The organism is Pseudomonas sp. PAMC 26793 (assembly GCF_000313235.1).
Taxonomy (GTDB): domain Bacteria; phylum Pseudomonadota; class Gammaproteobacteria; order Pseudomonadales; family Pseudomonadaceae; genus Aquipseudomonas; species Aquipseudomonas yamanorum.
Window position 1 is genome coordinate 36812 of record NZ_AMXG01000029.1, and the last position, 25607, is coordinate 62418.

Here is a 25607-nt window from a genome sequence, read left to right on the forward strand (position 1 = left end):
CGTGGCGCTTATTTCCATAAATACTGAGTTTGCATTTGGTAATTCGATTTTGGACTTAACGCCGATGGGCGCCTGTACGTCCATCAGTGGTGACCCGTCGGGCTTCACAGGCTTCCCATTGGGCCAAGTTCGCCGCAAAAACGAATTCCAAGGATTTACCCCCATGCCCCCCGCGTTTCCGTTCCCCGCCCGAAAAACCTGGCCCTTGCTGGGCTTTGGCGCCGCCCTGAGCTTCAGCCCTGTCACCCAGGCCGACGACACGCTGCAACTGGCTCCCGTCGAAGTCAGTAGCGCCGAACTCAGCGCTGATGAACTGGCCCAGGTCCAGCTCAAGAGCGTGCCCGGCGCCACCAACTACATCGACATGGGCAGCGTCGACCAGGGACGGGTCAGCACCAACGAGGACGTGTTCAAGTACCAGGCCGGCGTGTACGCCAAGGCCGCGAACAACGAAGGGGTGAAGCTTTCCATTCGTGGTTCGGGCATCAACCGGGGCCCCGGCGCCCACGCGTCCGGCCTGTACGAAACCTTTGACGGCCTACCGCTGACCGGCCCGGGCGGCACGCCCTACGAACTCAAGGACCCGTTGTGGCTCAGCCGCGTTGAAGTGCTGCGCGGCGCCAATGGTTTTGACCAGGGCGCATTGGCCCTGGGCGGTGCGGTCAACTACGTCACCCACACCGGCTACGACGCCCCCAAGCTGCAAGTGCGCTACGAAGCCGGCAGCCATGGCTACGCCCAACGGGAAATCAGCTCGGGGCAGGTGCTGGGGGATGCCGACTACTACATCAGCCTCACCGATTCGCACTACGACGGTTTCCAGAACCACAGCGCCGGCAGCGGCAAGGGCATGGCGGCCAACTTCGGCTACCGCTTCAACCCCGACCTGGAAACCCGCTTCTACTTCCGCTACCGCGAAACCGACAACGATTCCCCCGGCAAGCTGACCCGCGACCAGATCAGCCACGACCCACGCGCCGCCGCCAGCCTCAACGTGACGCGGGACTCCAAGCGCCTGCAACCGGGCTCGACCTGGATCGCCAACAAAACCACCCTGCACCTGGACGACAACGCCCGGGTCGAGGTCGGGCTGGCGTATCACGACTATCCAATGGACCTGCGCGAGGGCACCAACCGTCTCAAGGTCGCCTACACCGACGTCAGCGGCACTCTGAACTACATCCGCCAGGACACGTTGTTCGGGCGCGACAGCAAGACCACTATCGGTTTGCGCACGACTCAGTCGATGCCTAACAACGGCGGCTCGGAATTCGTGCGGATCCCGACCGGCAATACCGCCTTTTATGCACCCGGCACCAAGACCCGCGATTACAGCTACCTGGGTTCCGACACCGTGCTGCAAATCGGCAACGACCTGGAGCTGGTGCCGGACCTTTGGCTGACCACCGGGTTGGCGGCGATCTACACCCGCCGTGAAACCGAAGTCAGCTATCCGGAAACCCACACGCCGGTCAGCCAGCACGATTGGGATTACGCGCCACGGGTTGGCTTGCGTTATGACTTCAGCCCGCAACTGCAGGTGTATGGCAACCTGAGCCGCTCGGTTGAGCCGCCTCATGCGTGGTCGATGATCTGGGGTTCCAACAAGTATTTTCCGGCCAACAGCGGCCCGGCGAGTGGGCTGCAGCGCGAAGGCGTGAAGCTGAAAAACCAGACCGCAACCACCCTGGAAATCGGCGGCCGCGGTGAAGAATGGTTCGGCCAGTGGGACCTGGCGCTGTACCGTTCCGAAGTACGCCACGAACTGCTCAGCGTCGAAACCCAAGCTGCGACCTCCACCACCTCGGCAATCATCGCCGAATCCAATGCCAGCCCCACGGTGCACCAAGGCGTGGAACTGAGCCTGATCAGCCTACTGTGGGATGGCGGCCGCACCGGCCAGCTTGCCTTGCGCCAGGCCTACACCTACAGCGACTTCCACTACCGCAACGACGACCGCTTCGGCGACAACACCTTGCCGGGCATCCCCAAGCACTATTATCAGGCGCAATTGCGCTACAGCCATCCCAGCGGTTTCTACACCAGCCTCAATGGCGAGCACTCATCGCGGGTGGCAGTGGACTACGCCAATTCCTACTACGCGGCGGCCTACACGCTGCTTGGCGCGACGGTCGGGTATGACGCGCCGAAGCACGACTGGCAAGCCTGGGTCGACCTGCGCAACCTGACCAACCAGCGCTACGCCAATACGGTCACGCCGGGTTATGACGACAAGGGGCTGGACGTGGCGCGGTCCACGCCTGGAGATGGCATGGGCGTGTACACCGGGGTTTCCTGGAGCTGGCGTTAATCAGCCAAGCAAAGATCAAAGGGGGAAGTTGGCTTGCCTGCGATAGCATCACCTCGGTGTAACTGAAACACCGAGTCGCGTGCATCGCGGGCAAGCCCGGCTCCCACATTGGATCGGGTTTACGGGCTGATTTTTTTGATTTTAACGCTGGTTTTTTTGTAACAATTACGTGTATAAGATAAAGCCTGCTCAACCGAAAGATGATTTTTCATGAGCAGTTAGTTGCTTGCGCCACTGGCGTGGGTACTTAAGCGTGTACGCACATGGAATGTCGCGTTACGCGCAAATACAGTTATCCAACTGTCAGCAATCAACTTGATAGCGTAGTCATCTCATCACGAAGTGGCTTTTGCACTGTCGGGACCCGTTGCGCCTGTTTTATCGCCTTAAACTTAATTAATCTGCTGTAAATGGAGTATTACCATGCAAAGGAAAGCATTGTTCAAATACGTCGCGTTGTTGTGGGTGCCGCTGATGGCGGGCTGTATCAGCACCCCGCCTTCACAGGCACCGGAGCGCGCCATCCAGGCGCCGCTCGAGCAGGCCGTCACGGTCGATAATTGTTCCCAGGGCTGCCCTTCGGGAGGTGGGCCGCTGACGTTGAATCGCCAGGCCTACAGCCTCAATAACAATGCGTCGACCAAGTTCGCCAACTGGGTGGCTTACCGGATCACCAAGTCCACGCCGGCCAGCGGGCGCCCGCGTAACTGGCAGACGGACCCGGACATTCCGGCGGGTGAAACCCTTGACCCTGTTGACTATAACGGCGCCAACGTGGCGCTCAAGGTCGACCGTGGGCACCAGGCAAACCTGGCGTCGATGGCGGGCGTCTCCGATTGGCAGACCCTCAATTACCTGTCCAACATCACCCCGCAAAAGTCCGATTTGAACCAGGGCCCTTGGGCACGCCTGGAGGATCAGGAGCGCAACCTGAGCCAGGACGCGGCAGTGGATGAGGTGTACGTGATGACTGGCCCGCTGTATGAGAAATTCATCGGCACCTTGCCGGGGACCAACAAGGTCCACACGATTCCCAGCGGCTACTGGAAGATTGTTTCCGTGGGCAAGTCGCCCCAAGACGGACTTTATGCCTCGTTCATCATGAATCAGGAAACCCCCAAGGGTGCGAACTTCTGTGACTATCGTGCGACAGTCGAACAGATTGAACAGCGTTCGGGGCTGACCTTCTGGAGTGAGTTGCCCCAAGCGGTACAAACTGCACTTAAGTCGAAGCAAGGGCAACTTCCGCAGAGGATTGGTTGCAAGTAACCGTCGCGCGCTACACGTTCGTCATTAATTGTCATGCGTCCATTAAGTTGGCAGGTACGCCAGTGCCTGTCGACTTTTGCTGTTTCTAACTAAGTGCAGTGTAAATGCTTCAGTTAAAAGGTAGTTGCCCTCTACCTGCATCCCGTTAACCACCCATCACCGTCACGGCTTCGATCAGCGAGCCCCTTGCTCCCCCTCCGTTTTACTGTCATCGTTTGCGCAATTGGTAATCTTTCTTGTTTGAGAAATTTTTGCGCATGCATGACTTTCCTGTAGCCAAGGCTGATATAGCCCGTCGCCAGCAGACCCTCACCGCCCTCTACAGCGACCATCATTCCTGGTTGTACGGTTGGCTGCGCAAGAAGCTCGGCTGCTCACAGCATGCCGCCGACCTGGCCCACGACGCGTTTATCCGCATCCTGCTGCTGGCCGAACCCCACACCATCAAGGAACCCCGGGCCTTCCTGGCGACGACGGCGGGGCGCTTGATGATTGATGGTGCGCGGCGGCGGCGGATCGAGAAGGCCTACATGGAAGCCCTGGCGATTCAGAGCGAAGACGCCGGTATGCCGGATCCGGCGGCCATGCATGTGGCACTCCAGGCCCTGGAGCGGATTGCCGACATGCTCACCGGCTTGCCCGCTAAGGCCCGCGAAGCCTTCCTGCTCAGCCGCCTCGACGGGCTGACCTACAGCGAAATCGCCGCACAACTTCAGGTGTCACCCAGCACCGTGAAGAACTACATCTCCAGCGCACTGGTGCACTGCTATCACACCCTGCACGGGGCGGACCCGCTGTCGTGAGTGCCGAGCAGATCATCAGTGAAGCCGCCCGTTGGCTGACGTTGTTGCACGACGATCACGTGACCGAAGCCGACCGTGCCGCATTCGATGCCTGGTGCCAGGCCGACCCACGGCATGCAGTCGCCATCGAACGGATGCGCAGCCTATGGGGCAGCCTCGACGCATTGCCCGCCGCCCCGGCGCGCCTTGCCCTGAACCGCGCGTTTGCCCCGCAAAAACCAAGGTTTGCCGCCCGTGGCACCCAGGCCGTCGCGCTGTTGGGTGTGTTGCTGTGCGGCTGGGCCGGGATTGAGCGGCTGCCGGTGTGGATGGCCGACCAACGCACCAGCATCGGCGAACGGCGTCAGGTGGCACTGACCGACGGCAGCCAGGTGCAGCTCAACAGCAACTCGGCGCTGGACGTGAAGTTCGACGGCCACCAACGGGTGATCGAACTGTTGCAGGGCGAGATGTGGGTCGAGGTGGCCAAGGACGCGCAACGGCCGTTCGTGGTGCACACCGACCAGGGCACGGCCACGGCGTTGGGCACGCGTTTCCTGGTGCGCAAGGCCGAGGACGGTTCGACTGTGGTCAGCGTGATCGAGTCCACCGTGGCCGTCAAAGGCGATAGTGCAGGCGACGTGAAAGTGCCGGCAGGGCAGAAGTCCACACTCAAGGACGGACACGCCAGCAACCCGCAACCCATCGGCAATGCCGACCCGGACGCCTGGACCCGCGGCCTGCTCAAGGTCGACGACCAACCCCTGAGCGAGGTGCTGCAAACCCTCGCCGGTTACCGTCACGGCCTGGTGCGCTTTGACCCGCAGGCGCTGCAAGGGATGCGCGTGTCGGGAGTATTCAAGCTCGACGACACCGGCGCGGCCCTGGCGTCACTGGCAGATAACCTGCCGATCAAGGTCGAGTACTTCACCGATTTGGTGGTGGTGATCAAGCCGCTGTAAAACGTCTGAATAAAAATTGCTCTCATTCATGCCCGATTTTCCGACATGGCCGTCATGACTAATAGAACCCCCATTTCCCAGGACTTCTCATGTCGCGCCTTGCTCGTCCCTTACCGCCACTGGCCCTTTCAGTGGCGATGGCTTTTGCCGCCGTACCCCTGCTGACCGTTCAAGCGTCCTACGCGGCTGAAAGCGCTGCGTTCTCCATTCCCGCCGGTGACCTGAGCCAGGCCCTCAACAGCCTCGCCGAACAGGCGGGCCTGGTATTGGCCTTTGATTCGAGCCTGACCCGCGGCAAACGCAGCAATGGCCTGAGCGGGCAGTACAGCACCGACGCCGCCCTGGGCCAATTGTTGGCCGGCAGCGGCTTGCAAGCGCTGAAGATTGCCGACAACCGCTACCGCCTCGAAGCCATCCCGCACACCGATGGCGCCATGGAGTTGCAGGCCACCACCATCAGCGGCGCGTACCAGTCGGAAAGCCCCACCGGCCCGGTGTCTGGCTACGTGGCCACCCGCAGCCTGTCGGGTACCAAGACCGACACCGCGCTGATCGAAACCCCGCAGTCGATCTCGGTGGTCACCAAAGACCAGATGCGCGCGCAGAACGCCGAAAGCCTCAACCAGATCCTGCGCTACAGCGCCGCCGTGATCCCGGAAACCCGTGGCTCCACCGCCTCGCGTCTCGACCAGTTGACCATCCGTGGCTTCACCCCGGCAACCTACCTGGATGGCCTGCGCATGCCTTCGAGCCGGGATGCCTTGCCGCAAAAAGACGCTTTCGACCTGGAGCGTGTCGAAGTGCTGCGCGGGCCGGCGTCGGTGCTGTACGGGCAGGGCACCCCCAGCGGCGTGATCAACATGGTCAGCAAGCGCCCGCTGGATACGCCGTTCCATGAAGTCGGCGTCGAGTACGGCACCTTCAACAAGAAGCGCACCACCTTTGACTTGAGCGGCCCGCTGGACGATCAAGGCGTGTATTCCTACCGTGTCGCCGGCCTGTTCGACGATGCCGACGGCCAGATCGCTCACACCGAAACCCGTCGTCAATCCCTGTCCACCGCCTTCACCTGGCGCCCGGACGACAACACGTCGCTGACCTTGCTCGGGCATTTCCAGAAGGACCCCAAAGGCGCGTCCTACGGTTCGATGCCGGCCTGGGGCTCGGTGCTGCACAGCCCGACCGGGCGCAAGATCGACGTGGATTTCTACGACGGCGAGAAAAGCTTCGAGAAGAGTGACCGTGAGTATTACTCCATCGGCTACGCCTTCGAGCATCACTTCAACGATGTCTGGACCGTGCGCCAAAATGCCCGCTACCTGCGCAGCGAAGGGCAGTACCGCAGCCTCTACAGCAACTACCTGGAGAGCGATTACCGCACCATCCGGCGCTCGACCACCGCCAGCGACGTGAACATCGACGCCTACGCCCTCGACAATCAGTTGCAGGCCAAATTCGACACCGGCCCGTTGCAGCACACCGTGCTGATGGGCGCCGATTACCAGAACACCAGCACTGACACCAAGTCGGGCAGCGGCGTTTACACCGCAGGCCCTACGCTGGATATTTTCGACCCGGTCTACGGCGCGGCCGTGCCGGTACCGGCCTACACCAGCGACGCGACCTCGCGCAGCGAGCAGACTGGCGTGTACCTGCAAGAGCAGATGAAGTGGGACAAGTGGGTGTTGTTGATGGGCGGGCGTTATGACTGGGCCAGCACCGACAACAGCACCCTGACCATGACGACCCGGAAGAAGACCAAATCCAGCCAGGACAGCAAAGCCTTCACTGGCCGCCTGGGCCTGGTCTATCTGTTCGATAATGGCTTGGCGCCGTATGTCAGCTATTCGGAATCCTTCCAGCCGCAATCCGGCACGGGCTACGGCGGCTCAACGTTCCAACCGACTGAAGGCAAGCAGACCGAAATCGGCATCAAGTACCAGCCGCCGGGCAGCAACAGCTTCATCACGGCGGCCATCTTCGACCTGCGCCAGACCAACGTGCCGACACTGGATCCGGACGCTTCCCACCTGTGCAACGGCTCGCGCTGCCAGATCCAGGACGGCGAGGTGCAATCCCGCGGGTTTGAACTGGAAGGCAAGGCCAGCCTGAACGACAACCTGGATATCACGGCGGCCTACGCCTACCTGGATAACCGCATCAGCAAGTCCAACAACACCGTGCGTTATGCGCCCATCAGTGACATCGGCGTCGGCCCGGCCGTGGCTGCCGAAGGCACTACCACCTATGCCGTACCGCGTCATACCGCATCGGCCTGGGCGGATTACACCCTGCATGACGGCACGTTGAAGGGCTTCGGTGTGGGGGCCGGTGCGCGGTATGTCGGTTCGTCATGGGGCGATACCGCCAACACCTTGAAGGTACCGGGCTACACCTTGTTCGACGCAGCGGTGCACTACGACATCCCGCACATCAACCGCCAGGGCGACAACCTGCGCCTGGCGGTGAACGCCACCAACCTGGCGAATAAAGAGTACGTCGCGTCCTGCTATTCCTACTCGTGGTGCTGGTATGGCTCACAGCGCACCGTGCAGGCCAGCGCGACGTATCAGTGGTAATCGGCAGATTATTTTATGGAGGATGGCCTTTTAACATCGGTGCTCACTCTTTATCATCCGCCCCCAGCAACTCCGGCCATGGAGACGCTCCATTCACTAAGGAAGTCGTAATGCACATTGGAAAAATGCTGGGGTTGGCCCTGATCACGTTGTCGATGGGCGGCTGCGCCAGCTTCACGAAGGACGAAGTAGCCCCCGTCACGCTGCCATCGAAGGCCAGCTACGCCAACAAACCGAACGTCTATGTAGACTTCAAGTTCTACCAGGGCGAGCCGACAAACGCCGCCGCTGCCGAAGTTCCACAAGCGCGGGACATGCTCAAGCCACAGCTGCAGAAAGTCCTGACCGACTCCGGCCTGTTCGGGCGCGTGACCCTGGATGAATTCCAGAAGCAGCCCGGGGATTACAGCCTGCGCCTGAAGGTCTACAACCATCCACCGGGTGGCGGCCAACTGGCACTGGCGTTTATCAGCGGCTTTACCTTCACCATCATCCCGGCGCTGGGTACTGATCAGTACACCATGAAGCTGGAGTCGGTGGACCCACAAGGCCAGGCGCTGAGCACCGGCACCAACCACGACTCGATCAATACCTGGATGGGTATCTGGTTTATCCCGTTGATGGCCAACACGCCGAAAGAGGCGGTGACCGATACCTTCACCCGCCAGGTCAATGCCCTGCTCAAGCAAATGGTCGACGGCAATAACCTGAAGTATTCGGCACTGGATGCCGGCGTGCCACGGGCGTGACACGTAACTGAAGGTTTGAAACAGCTGCGAGGGCAGGGTGATCCCGCCCTCGCAGCCTGGGCCTTACTTAAGCGCCTTGATGAACAGCGGGTCGCTGTACAACGACTTGAGCAAATCCCGCACCATCGGGTTGTAGGCGTTGGCGGCATTCGGGATCGCAATGAACCCGAAGAACGAACTGGACCAGGTGTGATTCACTTCCTTGGTCGCGTCGTACACCACGTCATTGCCCTTGAGCAGGGTAAACCGCGCGGCCAGCGTGCCGTGGCCGGAGCCCATGCCTGCCGACAGCGAATTCTTCACCACCAGCACTTGCAGATGACGTTCCGCTTGCGGGTTCAGCAGGCCTGCGAGTTGCAGTTCCTGGGTGATCGCAGCCTGGATATGCGCCGGGATGCTGCCACTGGGCGAGCGGATCGGGTTGGCACGTACGGACAACGAGCCTTCGCCCGACGCGGCCGTCACCTGGGCATTGCTGACGGGTTGCAGCGGCGCTGCGTGCTTGAGGACCTGGACGTTGTCGAAGTTCGGCTCGTATTGCGTCATGGTGACGCCGCAGCCTTGCAACAGCAGCGCGAGCAATGGGGTCAACAGTAGAAGCTTTTTCACGGCGTTTCCTTGCGTGAGTGTGGGAGAGCGCGGCGATTATCGTCAGACACTGGCAGGTCGGCAACAAATAGTGGCAAAAGGCCTTAAGGCATGCGTAGCCTCTTGGCCCTGGTACCTGCCGGAAAAATCATCGAGAAGGCAATTTGCTGGCCCCTTTGTAACAAAATTCTCGCCAAAATCGCTTTTATTTTCAGGTGGTTAGGCGGGATGCAAATGCGCAATGTTGGAATCATGCTGATCGCCTGCGCAATGGCGGGCGGGGCGGTTTCGGTTGAGGCACGGGAGCTGCGGGACAACGACAAGTACATGTGCAGCTGGGGCGCGGGCACCGCAGCCCGGGCCCAGGAATTGAAGCTGTCGGGCGTCTCGCTGTACGCCGCGCGCCAGAAGCTCAAGACCTACCAGTTCAAGAAGCCCTGGATGCACATGATGGCCATGGGCATCACCGAGCAGACCTACGACAGCCGCTCGCGGGTCAAGCCCGAGGTGATTCGCCAGAGTTTTTATCAGGACTGTTTGCGCTACAAGCTGGCGCGTAAATGATTGCACCGCCCAGTACAAAATCTGCGTAAGCCTGTCCAACTTCGCCCTGAGGCCAGTCCGCATACTGGCCCCAGGTAACCGAAGAGGCACATGCCATGACCCGCTACGTCATCACTCCCAACGAAACTCCATCCCTCGCCATCCACGGCGACGACGCGCGCTTCCCCCTGCGTCGGGTGTTCTGTGTCGGGCGCAACTACAGCGAACATGCCCGCGAAATGGGCCACGACCCCGACCGCGAGCCGCCGTTCTTTTTCATGAAACCGGCGGATGCCGTGGTGCCTGCCGAGGGCGTGATCGCCTATCCGCCATTGACCGCCGACCTGCACCATGAAGTCGAGTTGGTGGTGGCCATCGGCAAAGGCGGTGTGGACATCGCCCCGGAACACGCCTTTGCGCATATCTGGGGTTACGGCTTGGGCATCGACCTGACCCGCCGCGACCTCCAGGCCCAGGCGAAAAAACTGTCGCGGCCGTGGGAATGGGCCAAGGCCTTCGATGAATCGGCACCCTGCACCCCGTTGCAGCCGGTGAGCGCCGTTGGCCATCCGGTCAGCGGGCGTATCTGGCTCAAGGTCAATGGCGAGCAACGCCAGGTGGGCGACCTGGCGGACCAGATCTGGTCGGTCAGCGAGGTGATCAGCCACGCTTCCAAATCGGTGGCATTGAAGGCTGGCGACCTGATCTTCACCGGCACCCCGGCAGGCGTCGGCGCCTTGCAGCCGGGCGATGTGGTGACCGCCGGGATCGACGGCCTGGCCGAGCTGAGCTTCACCCTCGGCCAGGGTTGACGCTACAGTGGTGCCCAGGCCCTCCGAGAAGTACGTATGCCCGGCACCCGCATCACCACCTATGGCATGGAACAACGCAGCGACCGCTCCGACTTCTACATCCGCGACAAGCGGGGCAGGGCGGCGCTGACCAGTCCCCATCGCCACGAATACTTCCAGATCCAGATCAACCTGGGCGGCGACACCGTGCAGCACATCGGCGGCGCGGTGCGCCCGTTCCCGAAAAAGGCCCTGGCCTTTATCCTGCCCCATCGCCTGCACGTGATTCCCCATCCCGAAGACGGCGACTTCATGCTGATCAATTTCAGCCAGGGCTTTTTCCTGCCGCAACTGACCTGCGACCCGCTGGACCTGGAAGACATTCCCATCGGCCAGGCCCCGGAACTGTCGCCGTTCCGCTTCCAGGAACAGCTGGACTTTATCCTTGAAGACGCTGCATTCGAGGAAGTCAAAACCTGGCTGGAACACATGCGCGTCCTCGACGCCCACCGCAGCTTCGGCGCCCGGGAGCGGCTCAAGGGGTACCTGTTCCAGCTGATCGGGCTGGTATGCCAGCAGTACGCCGAACCGCTCCAGGCCTTCGCCGCCAACAACGCCACCCGCCGTGGCCGCAAGGACGCTCTGGCTCGGGTGCAAGGCTACATCCGTGAGCATTTGCACGAGCCGTCGCTGAACCTGACCGATGCGGCGGCGGCAGCCTTTCTGTCACCCAACTACCTGACCCACCTGTTGCGCAAGGAAACCGGCAAACCCTTCTCGCAATTGGTGCTCGACCGGCGCATGCAACTGGCGCGCACGCTGCTGCTCAACAGCCCGCAGATGATCGGCGCAATTGCGCACCGCTGCGGGTTTACCGACGAGGCCTATTTTTCCCGGTGTTTTCGCAAGGCCCACGGGCTCGCGCCGGGGCAGTTCAGGCGGCGTGAGCAGGATTAACGCGCAATCCGTTGAGTGTTTTACAAATCCAACACAACCGATGTGTTTCAATTTACATACAATTGAGCGTCTCATCGGGAGGCGGTGCACATGGGTACGGTTATACGGTTGGCAACGCCGGGCGATATCAATGCTATTTTCGATATTCGCACCGCGGTGGTGCAAAACCATCTAAGCCGCGAGCAGATGGCTGAGCTGGGCATTACCCCGCAGGTCGTCGCTGACTGCATGGGTGAAGCGCCCTGTGTGTGGCTGGCCGAAGTGGACGGTGTGCCTGTGGGGTTTTCAATGGTCGATCTTGCCGAAGGCGAGGTGTTCGCGCTGTTTGTGTTGCCGTCCCACGAAAACCTCGGGTTGGGCCGCCAACTGATGACGGTGGCGGAGGCGGCGCTGTTCGACCGCCACGACACGCTCTTCCTGACCACTGACGGGCGCCAACAGATCCGGGCCAATGGTTTTTACCAACGGCTTGGCTGGTCGGTGGTCGGCACGACTGAGGGCGACGACGTTCGCTATCAGAAACACAAGGTGCAATGAGTGTATGAGTGAGCTGGAACCCCCTCAATCCAACGCCTTCCGCTATTTTGTCGTCGGGGTTCTGTGTGTCGCAGTGTTGTTGGGGGCCTATTTCGTTCGGCTCAATGCCCAGGTAGACCGGCAGCGGGAAGAGGCGGCGGAGCGCCTGGCGTTATGCCGCCAGGCAGCCAGCGTTTCGCGCGGCACGGCTCAGAACGAACTTGTGTTGGTGGATCCCTGCAAACACCTGTTTGAGCATTATTTGAAGAAGCCCACGCACTTCTAATCAATAACCTTATTTTTATCGCGGAATTAAACCGCGCAAGTGTGTTTAATGCAGGGCGTTATTGCACCAAAAAGTGGCACTTCCAATAATCGGATCCATTAAAAATGTGTGGTTATTGAATGACTTAGCGCTTTTTTAATCCGACGAAAGGTTGAAAATTATCTTGTTACAAGTTTTGCCGCTCGGTAATATAGCCGGGCGTTCACCTCCCACGGTTTATGCATTTTTAAATCCCAAGTCTCCATCAGCTACTTGGGATTTTTTTTGTCCGCGATTTGAGGGTTGTATCAATCCTCTACGTCGGCAAACTCTGCGCGCATCCGGCCATTGCGCTTGGCCTGGTACAGCAACTTGTCGACGGCTTCGACAAAGGCCAGCGCCGCGCTGCCCGGCTTTACCGTGCAAGTGCCCACCCCCAGGCTCAATGTCAGCAGGTTCGACACCGCCGAATGCCCGTGCTCGATCTGCTGCTGGCGGATCAGGTGCAGGCAGCGTTCGGCCACACGGCGGGCGGATTCGGCATCGGTTTCCGGCAGCAACCACACAAACTCCTCACCGCCGATACGCGCGATGAAGTCCCGTGGCCGGTTGGCTGCCCGGGAGAGCGTATGCGCCACTTGCCGCAGGCATTCATCACCCTTGATATGCCCGTAGAGGTCGTTGTACTGCTTGAAATAGTCGATATCCAACAGGATCAACGACAGCGGCAACTGGCTGCGCTGGGCACTGGTCCATTCCCGCGCCAGCACGGTGTCGAACATGCGCCGGTTGGCGATACCGGTGAGGCCGTCCTGGAACGAATATTCCTCCAACTGTTTTTGCAGGCGGATCAGGTGTTCCTCGGTCTTCTTGCGCTCGCTGATATCGAACATGAAGCCGATCAGCGCCTGCACCTCGCCGTCCTTTCGCTCCACGTGCACGACGTCGCGAATCCACACGTACTCGCCGCTGGCGGTCAGCGCCCGGTAATCGGCTTCGTGGTCGACCCCGGCGCGGGACTGGGAGACGCAGAAGTTGACCACGTATTCGCGGTCGTCCGGGTGCATGCGTTCCACCCAGTCATCGACGGTGGCCCAGCTCTGCGGCGTCCAGCCCAGCAGCGCCTCGATCTGCGGGCCGATGTAGCTGAAAGTCATGGTTGCCCAGTCGATGCGCCAAGGGATGGCCTTGGTGGATTCGAGCAACGTCTTGTACACGGCACTGTCGGGTTCGATCAGAGGTTCGATGCTCATGGGGGATGCTCTTGAGGGCGGTAAAAAGACCATAGCATCTGGCCATCATCGCCAGGAATCAAGCGCTTCCCGCGGCATCGGATGAGAGGTGTCGGTGTGGTTTTTCTGGCGTCAGCCGGCCAGCGATTCCAGGCAAATTGAGTACCAGGTATCACTTTTGACTGAATTCCCCGGCAGGTTGAAAAAGCTCATCTACCCTGGACGGATCACGTCCACCGAGTCTGGTCCAGCGAAGGGTGCCCGCATGGTCTCGATAGCCGAGTTTCGCCACATCATGGAGTCCGGTTTCCTGCCGCTCGCCTGTGACTGTTCATTGAACAGCGATGGTTCGCTGCGCATCAATATCTTCGACCCGGCGTCCGGGCGCGTCGACCTGCTGCTGACCCGCGTGTCGCCCCAGGGTCTGGACAGCATCCGTTCCATCTCAAACCTGATTGGCGAACTGCGCACCGAGATCAAGGCCGGGCGCAGAGGGTTTGCGGCGGTCAGCTAGAGGCTCAGGAAATGGCCTGTGCTGTCGGGGTCGTGACCACCCCGTAACCGCGCCAGCAGCAGTGATCACGGTGGCCAGGCAGGAATACGCAACCGCCAAGGTTCATGAGCAGGACTGCGGCAACCAGCAGTGAAATTCGACGGGTCATGGTGATTTCCTCAAGGTAGTGAACGCTGCCAATCGACAAAAGTGCTTGCTGATTGCTAGCGGTTAACCCTTGAACGCAACCGCCTGGCCAAATCCGTCGCAGCTTTTTGTATATTTCATCAACCCCCCGCAAACCCTGCGCAATACTGACCCTGTCTGCCGTCCTGAACGGTCGCGAAAAAAGTTGTTTTTGTCGCGACGGATTATTCGGACACCCGCCGTTCAACCCTACAGCTGCGATCACTGGCGATCGCCGATGAAGGAGTTGTCATGAGACTTGCACGACCGCTGGCCAAATTACGTTATGCCCTGTTGATCCCGCTGGCACTGGCCGCCCTGGTCAGCACGCCGACCTTTGCCCAGACCGAAGTGATCATCCGCGATGCACCTCCGCCGATGCGTGTCGAGGCGGTTCCCATGGGGCGCCCCGGCTATGTGTGGGACCGCGGGCATTGGCGTTATCAAGGACGTGGCTATGTGTGGGTGCCGGGCCATTGGCAGCCGGTCATGCGCAACGCCCGCTGGGAACCCGGCCACTGGGAATCACGCGGCCCCAACTGGTACTGGATCGAAGGGCACTGGGTCCGCTGACCGTCCCGTCAACCTGACCCTTAGCCACCGGACCGAGACTTGCCCTATTGAAAGACACTGATCCGGACGTTGAGCTGTTGGCCCGCATCGGTAACAACGAACCGGCGGCCATCAACGAAATGGTGACGCGCAAACTGCCGCGTTTGCTCGCGCTCGCCAGTCGGATCCTCGGGGATGCCGACGAGGCCAGGGACGTGGCCCAGGAAAGCTTCCTGCGTATCTGGCGCCAGGCTGCGAGCTGGCGCAGCGGCGAAGCGCGTTTCGACACCTGGTTGCACCGCGTGGTGCTCAACCTGTGCCATGACCATTTGCGTCGGCGCAAGGAGCGCCCACTGCACGACGACGAGGCCATGAACGAAGTGCTGGACAGCGCGCCAGCCCCCGATGAACAGCTGGAAGCCGCCGCCCGCAGTGAGCATATGGCGGCGGCGCTGGCGTCGCTGCCTGATCGCCAGCGCGAGGCGATTGTGCTGCAGTACTATCAAGAGCTGTCGAATATCGACGCTGCGGCGCTGATGAACATCAGCGTCGAGGCACTGGAGAGCTTGCTGTCACGGGCCCGGCGCAACCTGCGCAGTTACCTTGACGACACACCCGGGCCCGCCCGCCCAGGAAGGGGAAAACCATGACGCCCGAACGATTTGCCCAACTGGCCGAGGCTTACGGCGGCCACCTGCACCGTTGGCCCCGTGCCGAACAGGCACAGGCCCAGGCACTGCTGGACGCAGGCGATGCCGGCGCACTCGAGGTACTGCACCAGGCGCGATGGCTCGATGGCCAGTTGGACGCCTATCAACTGGCGCCCGTCGACCCGGCGCTGGCGCGGCAGATTCGCCAGTCGTTCCCCCAGCGCCAGTCCTTTTGGGCACGCTACGCCGGCTGGCTATCGCCCGCCGGCTTCGTCGGCGTGGGCATCGCCGGGATTGCCGCCGGCATCCTGGTGGCGTCCTTGAGCGTACCGCTGCCCACGCTCGGTCCTGAAGTACTGCCCAGTGTCTTCGACCAGGGCGACGCCGACGTCGTCTTCACCGTCAACGCCGAGGAAAGCGAGCAATGACCCCGTCACCCAAGTACCTGAAGCCGCTGCTGGTTGTGTCGGTGTTGTTCAACGTGTTTTTGATCGGTGGTGTCGGCGGTGGCCTGTACCACTGGCTGGCCAATGCCAAGCCCGCCGAAGCGGTGGTGAACCAGCATGGCCTGCGCCAGGCGATGGTCAAGCTGCCGCCGGAGCGGCGCAAGGAATTGCGCCAACTGCTGCGCCAGAACCGCGCCGACAGCCAGCCGCTGGTGCTCGCCGGGCGTGAGGCGCGGCTGGACGTGATCAAGCAACTGGAGGCGCCGACCCTGGATCGTGCGGCGTTGGTGACGGATCTGGGCAAGGCCCGGGAGGCGGACATGGCGCTCCGGGCGCTGGTGGACAACACCCTTGCACAGTTCGCCAGCACCTTGCCCCGGGATGAACGCCAGCGGTTGGTGGAAGCGCTGTATATGAAGGGGCAGGCGAAGGGCAAGGCCGCCAAGAGCCACTGAAGATCGTTCCCACGCTCTGCGTGGGAATGCCGCTCCGGACGCTCTGCGTCCAGTTGGCGAAGCAAGGTTCAAGTCTTGCGCAGTGGTGACGCGGAGCGTCACGGGATGCGTGCCCACGCAGAGCGTGGGAACGAGCATTAAGGTCGCCAAGAGCCACTGAAGATCGTTCCCACGCTCTGCGTGGGAATGCCGCTCCGGACGCTCTGCGTCCAGTTGGCGAAGCAAGGTTCAAGTCTTGCGCAGTGGTGACGCAGAGCGTCACGGGATGCGTACCCACGCAGAGCGTGGGAACGAGCATTAATCACCGAGACGGGCGACGGATTTTCCCGGTTGGCCGCGTTTAACCCGGGTAGGCCCGCCACTCAGGCGAAGGCCAGTCTCATTGGGGAACCGTGCCATGTCCCGCATATTCAAGGCCACGCTGGCCGCCACGTTGATGGCGGCTGCGTTGTCCGGTTGTATTGTCGAACCTGTTCATCCGCGTCGTCCGCCGCCGTTGATTGAAGTAGTGCCGGTGGCACCGGCGCCGGGGTATCAGTGGGTGCGGGGGCACTATCGCTGGGGGAACGGACAGTGGTTATGGGTGCCGGGGCATTGGCGCTACTGATCCACCACACGTTCAACGGCGACACTGAAACCCTGTGTGGCTTGCCTGCGATGGCATCGCCTTAGTCTGACTGACAGACCGAGTGCCTGCATCGCGGGCAAGCCCGGCTCCCACATGAGCTCCCTGTGGAACTGAATGTATCGGAGTACCACAAAGGTTTTGCTTCACACTCCATTAAGCAAAATCAAGGTGAATATTTTGTCCAGTATTAACAACTCTCAATCTTCACAAGCCGGTATGGCCCAGTCCAATTCCTTCGACGCGATCGCTGCTTTTGGGGGCGGTCAGGATGATGACCAGCAGGAACAGGTCCGAGCGAAACGGCCCAACGCCGAATCCGCTGAAACGACTGGGCGACCTCAGATCAACTACTAACGGATAGTCTGCTCGCCCGTGAGCGGCATGTCCGGTTATTGGCGAGCGTCATGCCAGGGGCTCTGTCAGGACTTTCCTGAACGTCTCCACCAACGGCCGCAGATTGATCCGATGCCACGCCGCCCACAGCGGCGTGGTATAGGTCAGCCACGGCAGTTCCCGCAGCACCACGCCCGGTGGTGCATTGCGGCTCAGACCCTTCTGCACCATCGCCACACCCAACCCCGACGCCACCAATCCCAACGCGGTAAACGGCTCGCTGGCTTCCATCGGAATCTGCGGGGTAAACCCTGCACGAATGCACGCCGCAACAAAGTCATCCGCCGGGTTTGCCCCGGGTTTGCGTTGCACGCCAATCCATTGCTGCTCGGCCAGATGCTCAGGCAGCAGTTCACTGAGGCTGGTCAGCGGATGATGCTCGGGCAGCGCCAGCAACATCGGGTCGTCCAGCACTTGCAGGGCGATCAGGTCCGGGTCATCCGCCGCCGGTGGTTCACCCACCAGGGCGATGTCGAGGCTGCGTTGGCGTAGGCCTTCCAGCTGTTCGGCGGAGGGCAGGTTGTACAGCGCGATATGCACGTTGGGCCGCGCGTCGCGCAAGACTTTCAAGGCGTTGGGCAGCACGCCCGCGTGCATGGCGTTTTCGATGTAGCCGATGCACAGCCCGCCTTCTTCACCTTTGCCCAGTCGCCGGCCCAGGGATTCCAGACGGTTGGCGTGGGTCAGCAGGGCCTTGGTTTCGGCGAGGAACGTCTGGCCGTCGCGGGTCAGGCGGATGCGCTGTTGGCTGCGCTCGAACAGAGTCAGGCCCAGGCGCTCTTCCAGTTGCGCGATCTGCCGGCTCAGGGGCGATTGGGATATGTGCAACCGTTCGGCAGCACGCCCCACGTGTTCTTCTTCAGCGACTACAACGAAGTAGCGCAATTGGCGGAAATCGATCATGTAAGACCTGTAGGGACTCAAGTTGGTCGCAGTATGTCTTGGACGGTCCGATCTCTGCAATCTAGGATCTGCTCAACGGTCAACACAGCGACCTTGAACAATCTTGAGGATTCACCCATGAGCTTGAAAGACAAACTGCCCGGCGTGCTGGGTTTTGGCACCGCCCCATTGGGCAACATGTTCCGCGCAATTGCGGAAGAAGAGGCGCAAGCCACCGTTGAAGCAGCCTGGAACCAGGGCGTGCGCTACTTCGACACCGCACCGTTCTACGGTTCGGGCCTCTCGGAAATTCGCCTGGGCCAGGCCCTGTCGAAGTACAACCGTGACGACTATGTACTGAGCACCAAAGTCGGCCGCCTGATTCTCGATGAAGTGGAAGAAAGCGCCCGCGATCTTGGCGAGAAAAGCGGTGTGTTCGAGCACGGCCGGCCGAACAAGATGGTCAACGACTACAGCGCCGACGCCACCCTGCGTTCCATCGAAGACAGCCTCAACCGCCTGCAAACGGATCGCCTCGACATCGTATGGATTCATGACATCGCCCAGGACTTCTACGGGGACCAATGGCTGGACTACTTCAATCAGGCGCGCACTGGGGCTTTCAAAGTGCTCACCCGCCTGCGTGAAGAAGGTGTGATCAAGGCCTGGGGCCTGGGCGTCAACCGTGTCGAGCCGTGCGAGTTGACCCTGGACCTGACCGAAGCCCAGCCCGACGGTTTCCTGCTCGCCGGTCGCTACACCTTGCTCGACCACGAACGTGCCTTGCAGCGCCTGATGGACGCGGCCCTGGCGCAGAACGTCGAAATCGTGGTCGGCGGCCCGTACAGCTCCGGCATCCTGGCGGGCGGTGCGCATTTTGAGTACCAGAAAGCCAGCCCGGCGATCATCAGCAAGGTCGAGCAGATCAAGGCGATTGCCGCTGCTCATGGCGTCAGTGTGAAAGCCGCTGCACTGCAATTCTCCCTGGCCCATCCGGCAGTGGCGGCAGTGATTCCGGGTGCCAGTCGTCCGGGTCGAATTGCTGAAGACGTCGCGGCGTTGTCAGAGAAGATTCCCGCAGCCTTTTGGCAGGCCCTGCGCGACGCCCGATTGATTTCGGCTCGTGCACCGCTGCCGCTCTAACCACAGGAACGCGAACATGAAAATTGATATCAGTGGCAAAGTCGCAATCGTCAGTGGCAGCACCGCCGGGATTGGCCTGGGCATCAGCCAAGCCCTGGCGCAATCCGGCGCCACGGTGGTGGTGATCGGGCGTGAATCGGGCAAGGTCGACGAGGCGCTGGCGACGATTCGCCAGGCAGTCCCCGGCGCTGAGCTGCGTGGTCTGGTGGCAGACCTGGGCACGGCCGAGGGCGCGGAAAAGCTGTTCGCCGCCGAGCCGCGGGCCGACATCCTGGTGAACAACCTCGGGATCTTCAACGACGTCGATTTCTTCGACGCCCCCGACAGTGAGTGGACGCGTTTCTACGAGGTCAACGTGATCTCCGGCGTGCGTTTGTCGCGGCACTACACGCCGGGCATGGTCGAGCAGGGCTGGGGCCGGGTGATCTTTGTATCGTCGGAATCGGGTGTGGCAACGCCCGCCGACATGATCAACTACGGCGTCACCAAAAGCGCCAACCTGGCGGTGTCCCATGGCTTGGCCAAACGCCTGGCGGGCACCGGGGTGACGGTCAATGCGATCCTGCCGGGGCCGACCTTCACCGATGGCCTGGAGCACATGCTCAAGGACGCCGTGGCCAAGTCCGGGCGCAGTGCGCGGGACGAGGCGGATGTGTTTGTGCGCAATGCGCGGCCGACGTCGATCATCCAGCGCGCAGCAGATGTGGATGAAGTGGCGAATCTGGTGGCGTACATTGCTTCACCGCTGTCCTCTGCCACCACCGGTGCCGCATTGCGGGTCGACGGCGGTGTTGTCGACAGCATGGCGATCTGATTTTTCTTGAATGGTTTGGAGTGTTAATCGTGGCAAAAGCATCTGCTGTTATTGAAATCCCGGTTTCGGCCGAACAGGTTTGGCAATTGGTCGGCGGCTTCAACTCGCTGCCGGACTGGCTGCCCTTTATCGCCAAGAGCGAGCCGAGTGAAGGCGGCCGTGTGCGCCATCTGCAAACGGCCGATGGTGGTGTGGTGGTGGAGCGGCTGCAACGCTTTGATAACGCGGCACGTACTTACAGCTACTCCATCAGCGAGTCGCCGTTTCCGGTGAGTGAGTACCTGGCGACGTTGAAGGTTGAGGCGTTGACGGACAGCACCGCCAAGGTCACCTGGTCGGGTGTGTTTACCCCGGTGGCCGGTGTGACGGATGCGGCGGTGGAGGAGTTGTTCAGCGGTGTCTACAGCGGCGGGCTGGAAGCGCTGCGGGGCAATTTCCCAGGCTGAATGAAGATCAAATGTGGGAGCGGGCTTGCTCGCGAATGCGGTGGATCAGTGCCAGATGGGTTGACTGACACTCCGCATTCGCGAGCAAGCCCGCTCCCACATTGGTTTTGTGGTGTTCTTCAGGCTCAGGCTTCAGGCATCAGCTGCTGGCGGCATTCGAGGATCAGCTTCGCACCGCCTCGTTCGCTGCTGCCGACTTCCAGTTTGAAACCGTGCAGGTTGATGATCGCGGCCACAATCGACAGTCCCAAGCCAAACCCGCCTTGCTGTTGATTGCCTTCGTCCACTCGATAAAAACGCTGGAACACCGCAGCCCGTTCCGCTGCCGGAATCCCGGGGCCGGAGTCGAGCACTTCGATGCGGGTGCTGCCGGCATCGTTCACGCCGCGCAAAATCACTTCGCCGCCCGGTGGGGTGAATTTGATCGAGTTGCTCAGCAGGTTGGCCAAGGCTTCGAACAGCAACGCGCGGTCACCGGTGATCCAGGGCAACGAGTCCGGCACTTGCAGCAGCAGTTCCATCTGGCCTTCTTCTGCCAGGGGCAGGTAGAAGTCGTGGAGTTCCTGCAGCAAGGGCAGGGGATCAAGCACCAGAAAGCCTGAGCGACGCTGATGGTCTTCCAGTTCGGAAATCCGCAGCAGGCCGCGAAAGCGCGCCATCAAGGTGTCGGTTTCGGCGATGGCCGCGTCCAGTTGCAGGGCGTGGGGTGCGTCTTCATCGGCCTGCTGCTGGATCCGGTACAGCTGCGCCCGCAGGCGGGTCAGCGGGGTGCGCAGGTCGTGGGCGATGTTGTCGCACACGCCCTTGACCTCGTTCATCAGCTTCTCGATGCGGTCGAGCATCGCGTTGACGATGGCCGCCAGCATGTCCAGTTCGTCGCGTCGGTCTGACAACGGTAAACGGTGGGTCAGGTCGCCGGCCACGATGGCTTCGGCACTCGCCTGGATCCCGCGAATCCGCCGTAACGGGCGCCGGCGCAGCAGGTGCCAACCCGCGGCCCCGGGAATGATCGTCAGGGTGATGCCCCACAGCAAGGCGTGCAGGATGATCCGGGTCACGCCAAACAGCGAGCCGTTGGCGCGCACCAAAATCAGCCAGCGGCCATCTTCGGTGTGGGTGGCCACGGCGTCGCAGCTGTCGCGGGGCAGTTTCGGATCGTCGGAGTCGATGCAGTTGGCCAGGGCGTGGATGTGCCCGTCCATTGGCAGGTCCGGCGGTATCACGCGGATCGGGCCGCTGATGGGGTTGAACTGGTCGTCGAACAGGCCGTAGGCGTCAACGCCCTTCATGTCGAAAGTCATGCTGGTGGTCAGGGCTTCCACCAGTTCTTCGCCGTCAAAGCGCTGGAACAGGTGCTGGCGCTGCATCAGGGAGTGGCGCGAGAGGTCGCCCAGGTAACCGGACACCTCATAGTAGAGCACACCCATGAGGATGCAGCTCCAGGCCACGAACAACGAACTGTAGAGCGCCAGCAGCCGGCTGCTGGAGGAGCGCCAGCCTTTAGAGGGGTTCAGCAATGACATACCCGGAGCCTCGTACCGTGCGGATCAGCGGCGTGAGGCCCGGCGGGTCGATTTTTTTACGCAGGCGACCAATGTGCACGTCGATCAGGTTGGTGCCTGGGTCGAAGTGATAACCCCAGACCTCCTCGAAGATCATCATCCGCGAGAGGATTTGCCCGGTGTTGCGCATCAGGAATTCCAGCAGCTTGTATTCCGTCGGCAACAGGCTCAGGGGTTGTTCGGCGCGACTGGCTTCACGGCTGATCAGGTTCAGTTCCAGATCCGCTACGCGCAGGGCGGTTTCGAATTCCTTGACCGTGCTTTTGCGCCGCAGCAGCACTTCGACGCGGGCGGCCATTTCGTCGGAGGCGAACGGTTTGGTCAGGTAGTCATCACCGCCGGCGCGCAGGCCGCGTACCCGTTCATCCACGTCGGAGAGGGCGCTGATCATCAGGATCGGTGTGGATACGCCGATGGTGCGCAGGGTGGTGACGATGGCCAGGCCATCCAGTTCCGGGAGCATGCGGTCGAGGGTGATCAGGTCGTAATCACCGCTGACGGCACGGACCAGGCCTTCGCGGCCATTGTCTACCCAGTCTACGTCCAGTCCATGGCTACTCAGCTCTGCAACGATCTCGCGGGCCGTTACGGCGTCGTCCTCGATGGTCAAAATGCGGGTCATAAGGATTACCTGGTGAGCGATTCACACTGAAGTGCGGGCATTTTGCCAAGAAATGATAGCGCGCTTCCTAAATAAAAATTTATGTAGGTACAAACCACACAATTCACCTTACCCCGCTGAATCTGAACGAAGGCTGTGCATGTAGGATTTTTTGCAGGCCACCGCTTGCTCAAGGGTTGTTTCCTACAAGGAATGCATTACGCCCGCCGCGCCAGGGCATTTCTTGCAAGTTGCATGGTTTAAATTAGTTCAAATTACTTAACTAATTGAAATATATGAAGTTTTAATTTAATGGCTTCTGGCACGTCGCCTGCACTGTCCCTTTTGAGACTTGTAACACTATTTTTCATGCCTGGAGCAAAACAACAATGATCACATCCTCATCCACGCTGCAAGAGTCGAGCACGCTCTCCGGGGTTTCCTGGGGCGCGATCTTTGCCGGGGCTGCCGCCGCGGCTGCGCTGTCCTTGATCCTGGTACTGCTGGGCTTCGGCCTGGGCTTTTCGGCGGTTTCGCCGTGGGCCGACAGTGGTATCAGCGCCAAAGGGCTTGGCATTTCCACCATTGTCTGGCTGGCGGTTACGCAAATCATCGCGTCGGGGATGGGCGGTTACATCGCCGGTCGCCTGCGGGTTAAGTGGGCCAATATGCACGGCGATGAGGTGTACTTCCGCGACACCGCCCATGGCTTCCTGGCCTGGGCCGTGGCGACACTGGTGACGGCGGTGCTGATCGTCGGTTCGGTCAGCAGTGTAGTCAGCGGTGGTGTGAAGGCCGGTGCCAGTGTGGCATCGGGTGCCGTCAGTGGCATGAGCCAGGTGGCTGGCGCAGCCTCCAAGGGCGAAGACTTCGGTTACTACGTCGACAGCCTGTTCCGTGATGATCGCCCGGCAGCCGTCAGTGATGACGCCGTGCACGGTGTGGTCGCCCGCATCTTCGCTCGCACCGTGAGCAACAACGGTCAGTTGGCGCCTGAAGACCGTGCGTACCTTGCACAGTTGATCAGCCAGCGTACCAACCTCAGCCAGGCCGATGCCGAGGCGCGTGTTGACCAAGTCTATGGCCAGGCTCAAAAAGCGCTGGATGATGCCAAGTTGAAAGCCAAGCAGGCTGCCGACACGGCTGCAAAAGTGGCTGCCTACACCTCGCTGTGGACCTTCGTGGCGCTGTTGATCGGTGCGTTTTTCGCCAGCCTCGCTGCAACCTTTGGCGGTCGTCGCCGGGATGCCGTGGTGTACCTGGAAACCACTCCCCACACCACTTCCGTTCGTTAATTCAAGGAGAACCTCATGCGCTCATTACTGCTGTTTTTCCTCGGTGTGCCTATCCCGGTCATCATCCTGATCGCGATCTTCATGCACTGATCCTGAGTCTTGCTCGGTCCCCATGTGGGAGCGGGCTTGCTCGCGAAAGCGGTGTGTCAGTCGCCAGATGCAGTGGCTGACCCACCGCGTTCGCGAGCAAGCCCGCTCCCACATTTAGACCTCATTCAGCCTGACCCACCGCTCCTCCTTGGCTGCCACCCGAATCGCCGTGGCCAACCGCTCAACCTCCCAAGCAGCCGCAAAATCCGTCCCGTCGCTGCCCTTGCCAGCCAACGCCATCACCAACTCATGCACCTCCAGCGTCTTCAACTCGTTGTACCCCAACTGATGCCCCGGCGCCGGGCTGAACGCCGCATACCCGGCCAGCGAAGGCCCCGCCAGCAACCGCTGAAACCCATCCTGCCCAACCCGAAACAGCTGCAATTCATTCAACCGCTCCTGATCAAACAACAACGTGCCCCGGGTGCCGCTGATCTCAAAGCTCAGGTGATTCTTATACCCATGCTTGAGCCAACTGCTGCTTACCGTCCCCCGCGCACCATTGGCAAAGCGCAGCAACCCATGCACCTGGTCATCCACCGCAATCTCCCGCAGTGTTTCACTCCCCGCCGTAGCAGGCCGCTGGCCATGCACCGTCTGCGTATCGGCGCACACACTCAGCACATCCCCCACCAGGTACCGCGCCATGGACAGCAAGTGACTGCCCAAATCCGCCAAGGCACCGCCGGCATGCCCGACCTCACAGCGCCACGACCACGGCGACGATGCATCCGCCATGAAGTCCTCGCTGAATTCCCCCTGAAAACTGATGATCTCTCCCAACTCACCACTGGCGATCAACTGCCGGGCCAAACCAATCATCGGGTTGTGCTGATAGTTATAACCCACCCGCGTCACCACCCCGGCCTTGCTCGCTGCATCACGCATGGCGGCCGCCTGTTCGAGGCTCACCGCCAGCGGCTTCTCGCAATACACCGCCTTGCCCGCCGCCAGTGCAGCCATGGCCATGGGGTAGTGCAAATGGTTGGGAGTAGTGATGGCGACAACATCCACCTTGGGATCGTCAATCAACTGCTGCCAGTCGCCATGGGCCTGGGCAAACCCCCAGTCTGCGGCGCAGCGTGTCGCGCGCTCGGTATCGGCATCGGCCAGGGCGGCCAGGGTGAGCTTCACCGGCAGTTCAAACACCGCCCGTGCGTTATTGAACGCCAGGGCGTGGGCACGCCCCATAAAACCTGTGCCAATCAGGCCGATTCCGAGTTCGCGCATAGCCGGGTTCCTTCGAATTATTGTTTTGAGAAAGCTATTTATGGAATAAATATTCTCAAAACTCAATACGTAGAATAAAAATTCATTCTCGAAGGTCACCCTTCACCCCGTGGCGAGGGAGCTTGCTCCCGCTGGGCTGCGCAGCGGCCCCAAAAAGCCTGGGAGCGCTGCGCACTCCAGCGGGAGCAAGCTCCCTC

General features: G+C 61.0%; 28 protein-coding genes. 21 read left to right on the plus strand and 7 right to left on the minus strand.

What is annotated here, in order from left to right:
- The first annotated feature begins 163 nt into the window (after positions 1-163).
- The 6 genes from D109_RS0112085 to D109_RS0112110 all read left to right on the plus strand — a co-directional run bounded on the left by D109_RS0112085 (position 164) and on the right by D109_RS0112110 (position 8652).
- The gene (locus D109_RS0112085) at positions 164-2311 is read left to right on the plus strand and encodes a TonB-dependent receptor domain-containing protein (RefSeq protein WP_017477118.1); all 2148 of its coding nucleotides are present in this window, start codon (positions 164-166) and stop codon (positions 2309-2311) included.
- 423 nt (positions 2312-2734) lie between these two features.
- A complete protein-coding gene (locus D109_RS0112090) occupies positions 2735-3580 on the plus strand; it encodes a DNA/RNA non-specific endonuclease (protein ID WP_017477119.1) in 846 nt (281 codons plus the stop codon).
- Positions 3581-3837: 257 nt separating this feature from the next.
- Positions 3838-4383, plus strand: coding sequence for a sigma-70 family RNA polymerase sigma factor (locus tag D109_RS0112095; RefSeq protein ID WP_017477120.1), 546 nt, complete (start codon positions 3838-3840; stop codon positions 4381-4383).
- Positions 4380-5324 (plus strand): FecR family protein, encoded by a 945-nt coding sequence (locus D109_RS0112100; RefSeq protein WP_017477121.1) that lies wholly within the window; start codon positions 4380-4382, stop codon positions 5322-5324. The genes D109_RS0112095 and D109_RS0112100 overlap by 4 nt, the downstream gene beginning before the upstream one ends.
- Before the next feature lie 89 nt (positions 5325-5413).
- Positions 5414-7903, plus strand: a complete 2490-nt coding sequence (locus D109_RS0112105; RefSeq protein ID WP_026077914.1) for a TonB-dependent siderophore receptor — start codon at positions 5414-5416, stop codon at positions 7901-7903.
- Between the two features lie 110 nt (positions 7904-8013).
- Positions 8014-8652 carry a hypothetical protein gene (locus tag D109_RS0112110; protein WP_017477123.1) on the plus strand — a complete coding sequence of 213 codons (639 nt, stop codon included), beginning with the start codon at positions 8014-8016 and terminating at the stop codon, positions 8650-8652.
- 63 nt (positions 8653-8715) lie between these two features.
- On the opposite strand, the gene D109_RS0112115 is transcribed toward D109_RS0112110, so the two are convergent.
- Positions 8716-9261, minus strand: a complete 546-nt coding sequence (locus D109_RS0112115) for a hypothetical protein (protein WP_017477124.1) — start codon at positions 9259-9261, stop codon at positions 8716-8718.
- Between the two features lie 213 nt (positions 9262-9474).
- Between D109_RS0112115 and D109_RS0112120 the strand changes: the two genes are divergently transcribed.
- The 5 genes from D109_RS0112120 (at position 9475) to D109_RS0112140 (ending at position 12333) form a co-directional block, all read left to right on the plus strand.
- On the plus strand, positions 9475-9804 hold the full coding sequence (locus tag D109_RS0112120) for a hypothetical protein (RefSeq protein WP_017477125.1): 330 nt from the start codon (positions 9475-9477) through the stop codon (positions 9802-9804).
- A gap of 95 nt (positions 9805-9899) precedes the next feature.
- Positions 9900-10595, plus strand: coding sequence for a fumarylacetoacetate hydrolase family protein (locus D109_RS0112125; protein WP_017477126.1), 696 nt, complete (start codon positions 9900-9902; stop codon positions 10593-10595).
- A 36-nt stretch (positions 10596-10631) separates the two neighbouring features.
- The gene (locus D109_RS0112130) at positions 10632-11531 is read left to right on the plus strand and encodes an AraC family transcriptional regulator (protein ID WP_017477127.1); all 900 of its coding nucleotides are present in this window, start codon (positions 10632-10634) and stop codon (positions 11529-11531) included.
- 90 nt (positions 11532-11621) lie between these two features.
- The gene (locus tag D109_RS0112135) at positions 11622-12068 is read left to right on the plus strand and encodes a GNAT family N-acetyltransferase (protein WP_017477128.1); all 447 of its coding nucleotides are present in this window, start codon (positions 11622-11624) and stop codon (positions 12066-12068) included.
- A gap of 4 nt (positions 12069-12072) precedes the next feature.
- The gene (locus D109_RS0112140; protein WP_017477129.1) at positions 12073-12333 is read left to right on the plus strand and encodes a hypothetical protein; all 261 of its coding nucleotides are present in this window, start codon (positions 12073-12075) and stop codon (positions 12331-12333) included.
- Between the two features lie 287 nt (positions 12334-12620).
- Here the strand turns inward: D109_RS0112140 and D109_RS0112145 are convergent, their stop codons facing one another.
- The gene (locus tag D109_RS0112145) at positions 12621-13565 is read right to left on the minus strand and encodes a diguanylate cyclase (protein WP_017477130.1); all 945 of its coding nucleotides are present in this window, start codon (positions 13563-13565) and stop codon (positions 12621-12623) included.
- A 244-nt stretch (positions 13566-13809) separates the two neighbouring features.
- Here D109_RS0112145 and D109_RS0112150 point away from each other — a divergent pair, with 244 nt between their 5' ends.
- The gene (locus D109_RS0112150) at positions 13810-14058 is read left to right on the plus strand and encodes a DUF1652 domain-containing protein (protein ID WP_017477131.1); all 249 of its coding nucleotides are present in this window, start codon (positions 13810-13812) and stop codon (positions 14056-14058) included.
- 4 nt (positions 14059-14062) lie between these two features.
- Here D109_RS0112150 and D109_RS1000000134595 read toward each other — a convergent pair whose 3' ends face one another.
- Entirely contained in the window at positions 14063-14206 is a 144-nt protein-coding gene (locus tag D109_RS1000000134595; RefSeq protein ID WP_167410160.1) for a hypothetical protein, read from the minus strand.
- 269 nt (positions 14207-14475) lie between these two features.
- On the opposite strand from D109_RS1000000134595, the gene D109_RS0112155 reads away from it, so the two are divergent.
- From D109_RS0112155 to D109_RS1000000132795, 5 genes are all read left to right on the plus strand, one after another.
- Positions 14476-14796: a YXWGXW repeat-containing protein gene (locus tag D109_RS0112155; RefSeq protein ID WP_017477132.1), complete on the plus strand. Its 321-nt coding sequence runs from the start codon at positions 14476-14478 to the stop codon at positions 14794-14796.
- A gap of 47 nt (positions 14797-14843) precedes the next feature.
- Positions 14844-15425: an RNA polymerase sigma factor gene (locus tag D109_RS0112160; protein WP_017477133.1), complete on the plus strand. Its 582-nt coding sequence runs from the start codon at positions 14844-14846 to the stop codon at positions 15423-15425.
- Positions 15422-15853: a hypothetical protein gene (locus D109_RS0112165; RefSeq protein ID WP_017477134.1), complete on the plus strand. Its 432-nt coding sequence runs from the start codon at positions 15422-15424 to the stop codon at positions 15851-15853. The genes D109_RS0112160 and D109_RS0112165 overlap by 4 nt, the downstream gene beginning before the upstream one ends.
- Positions 15850-16326 carry a periplasmic heavy metal sensor gene (locus tag D109_RS0112170; protein WP_017477135.1) on the plus strand — a complete coding sequence of 159 codons (477 nt, stop codon included), beginning with the start codon at positions 15850-15852 and terminating at the stop codon, positions 16324-16326. Before D109_RS0112165 ends, D109_RS0112170 begins: the two co-directional genes overlap by 4 nt.
- 397 nt (positions 16327-16723) lie before the next feature.
- Positions 16724-16933 carry a YXWGXW repeat-containing protein gene (locus D109_RS1000000132795; RefSeq protein ID WP_081585340.1) on the plus strand — a complete coding sequence of 70 codons (210 nt, stop codon included), beginning with the start codon at positions 16724-16726 and terminating at the stop codon, positions 16931-16933.
- A gap of 423 nt (positions 16934-17356) precedes the next feature.
- Here the strand turns inward: D109_RS1000000132795 and D109_RS0112180 are convergent, their stop codons facing one another.
- Positions 17357-18250, minus strand: a complete 894-nt coding sequence (locus D109_RS0112180) for a LysR substrate-binding domain-containing protein (protein ID WP_017477137.1) — start codon at positions 18248-18250, stop codon at positions 17357-17359.
- A gap of 117 nt (positions 18251-18367) precedes the next feature.
- Here D109_RS0112180 and D109_RS0112185 point away from each other — a divergent pair, with 117 nt between their 5' ends.
- The 3 genes from D109_RS0112185 to D109_RS0112195 are packed head-to-tail and all read left to right on the plus strand — an operon-like array spanning position 18368 to position 20632.
- Positions 18368-19372 carry an aldo/keto reductase gene (locus tag D109_RS0112185; protein WP_017477138.1) on the plus strand — a complete coding sequence of 335 codons (1005 nt, stop codon included), beginning with the start codon at positions 18368-18370 and terminating at the stop codon, positions 19370-19372.
- A gap of 16 nt (positions 19373-19388) precedes the next feature.
- Positions 19389-20186, plus strand: coding sequence for an SDR family NAD(P)-dependent oxidoreductase (locus D109_RS0112190; protein ID WP_017477139.1), 798 nt, complete (start codon positions 19389-19391; stop codon positions 20184-20186).
- Between the two features lie 29 nt (positions 20187-20215).
- Positions 20216-20632 (plus strand): SRPBCC family protein, encoded by a 417-nt coding sequence (locus tag D109_RS0112195; protein WP_017477140.1) that lies wholly within the window; start codon positions 20216-20218, stop codon positions 20630-20632.
- A gap of 125 nt (positions 20633-20757) precedes the next feature.
- On the opposite strand, the gene D109_RS0112200 is transcribed toward D109_RS0112195, so the two are convergent.
- Entirely contained in the window at positions 20758-22155 is a 1398-nt protein-coding gene (locus tag D109_RS0112200) for a cell wall metabolism sensor histidine kinase WalK (protein WP_017477141.1), read from the minus strand.
- Positions 22133-22816 (minus strand): response regulator transcription factor, encoded by a 684-nt coding sequence (locus D109_RS0112205; protein ID WP_003219726.1) that lies wholly within the window; start codon positions 22814-22816, stop codon positions 22133-22135. The genes D109_RS0112200 and D109_RS0112205 overlap by 23 nt, the downstream gene beginning before the upstream one ends.
- A gap of 368 nt (positions 22817-23184) precedes the next feature.
- On the opposite strand from D109_RS0112205, the gene D109_RS0112210 reads away from it, so the two are divergent.
- Complete coding sequence (locus tag D109_RS0112210) at positions 23185-24090, plus strand: hypothetical protein (RefSeq protein WP_003219728.1); 906 nt, start codon at positions 23185-23187, stop codon at positions 24088-24090.
- A gap of 204 nt (positions 24091-24294) precedes the next feature.
- Here the strand turns inward: D109_RS0112210 and D109_RS0112220 are convergent, their stop codons facing one another.
- The gene (locus tag D109_RS0112220; protein ID WP_017477142.1) at positions 24295-25410 is read right to left on the minus strand and encodes a Gfo/Idh/MocA family protein; all 1116 of its coding nucleotides are present in this window, start codon (positions 25408-25410) and stop codon (positions 24295-24297) included.
- Between the last annotated feature and the right edge of the window lie 197 nt (positions 25411-25607).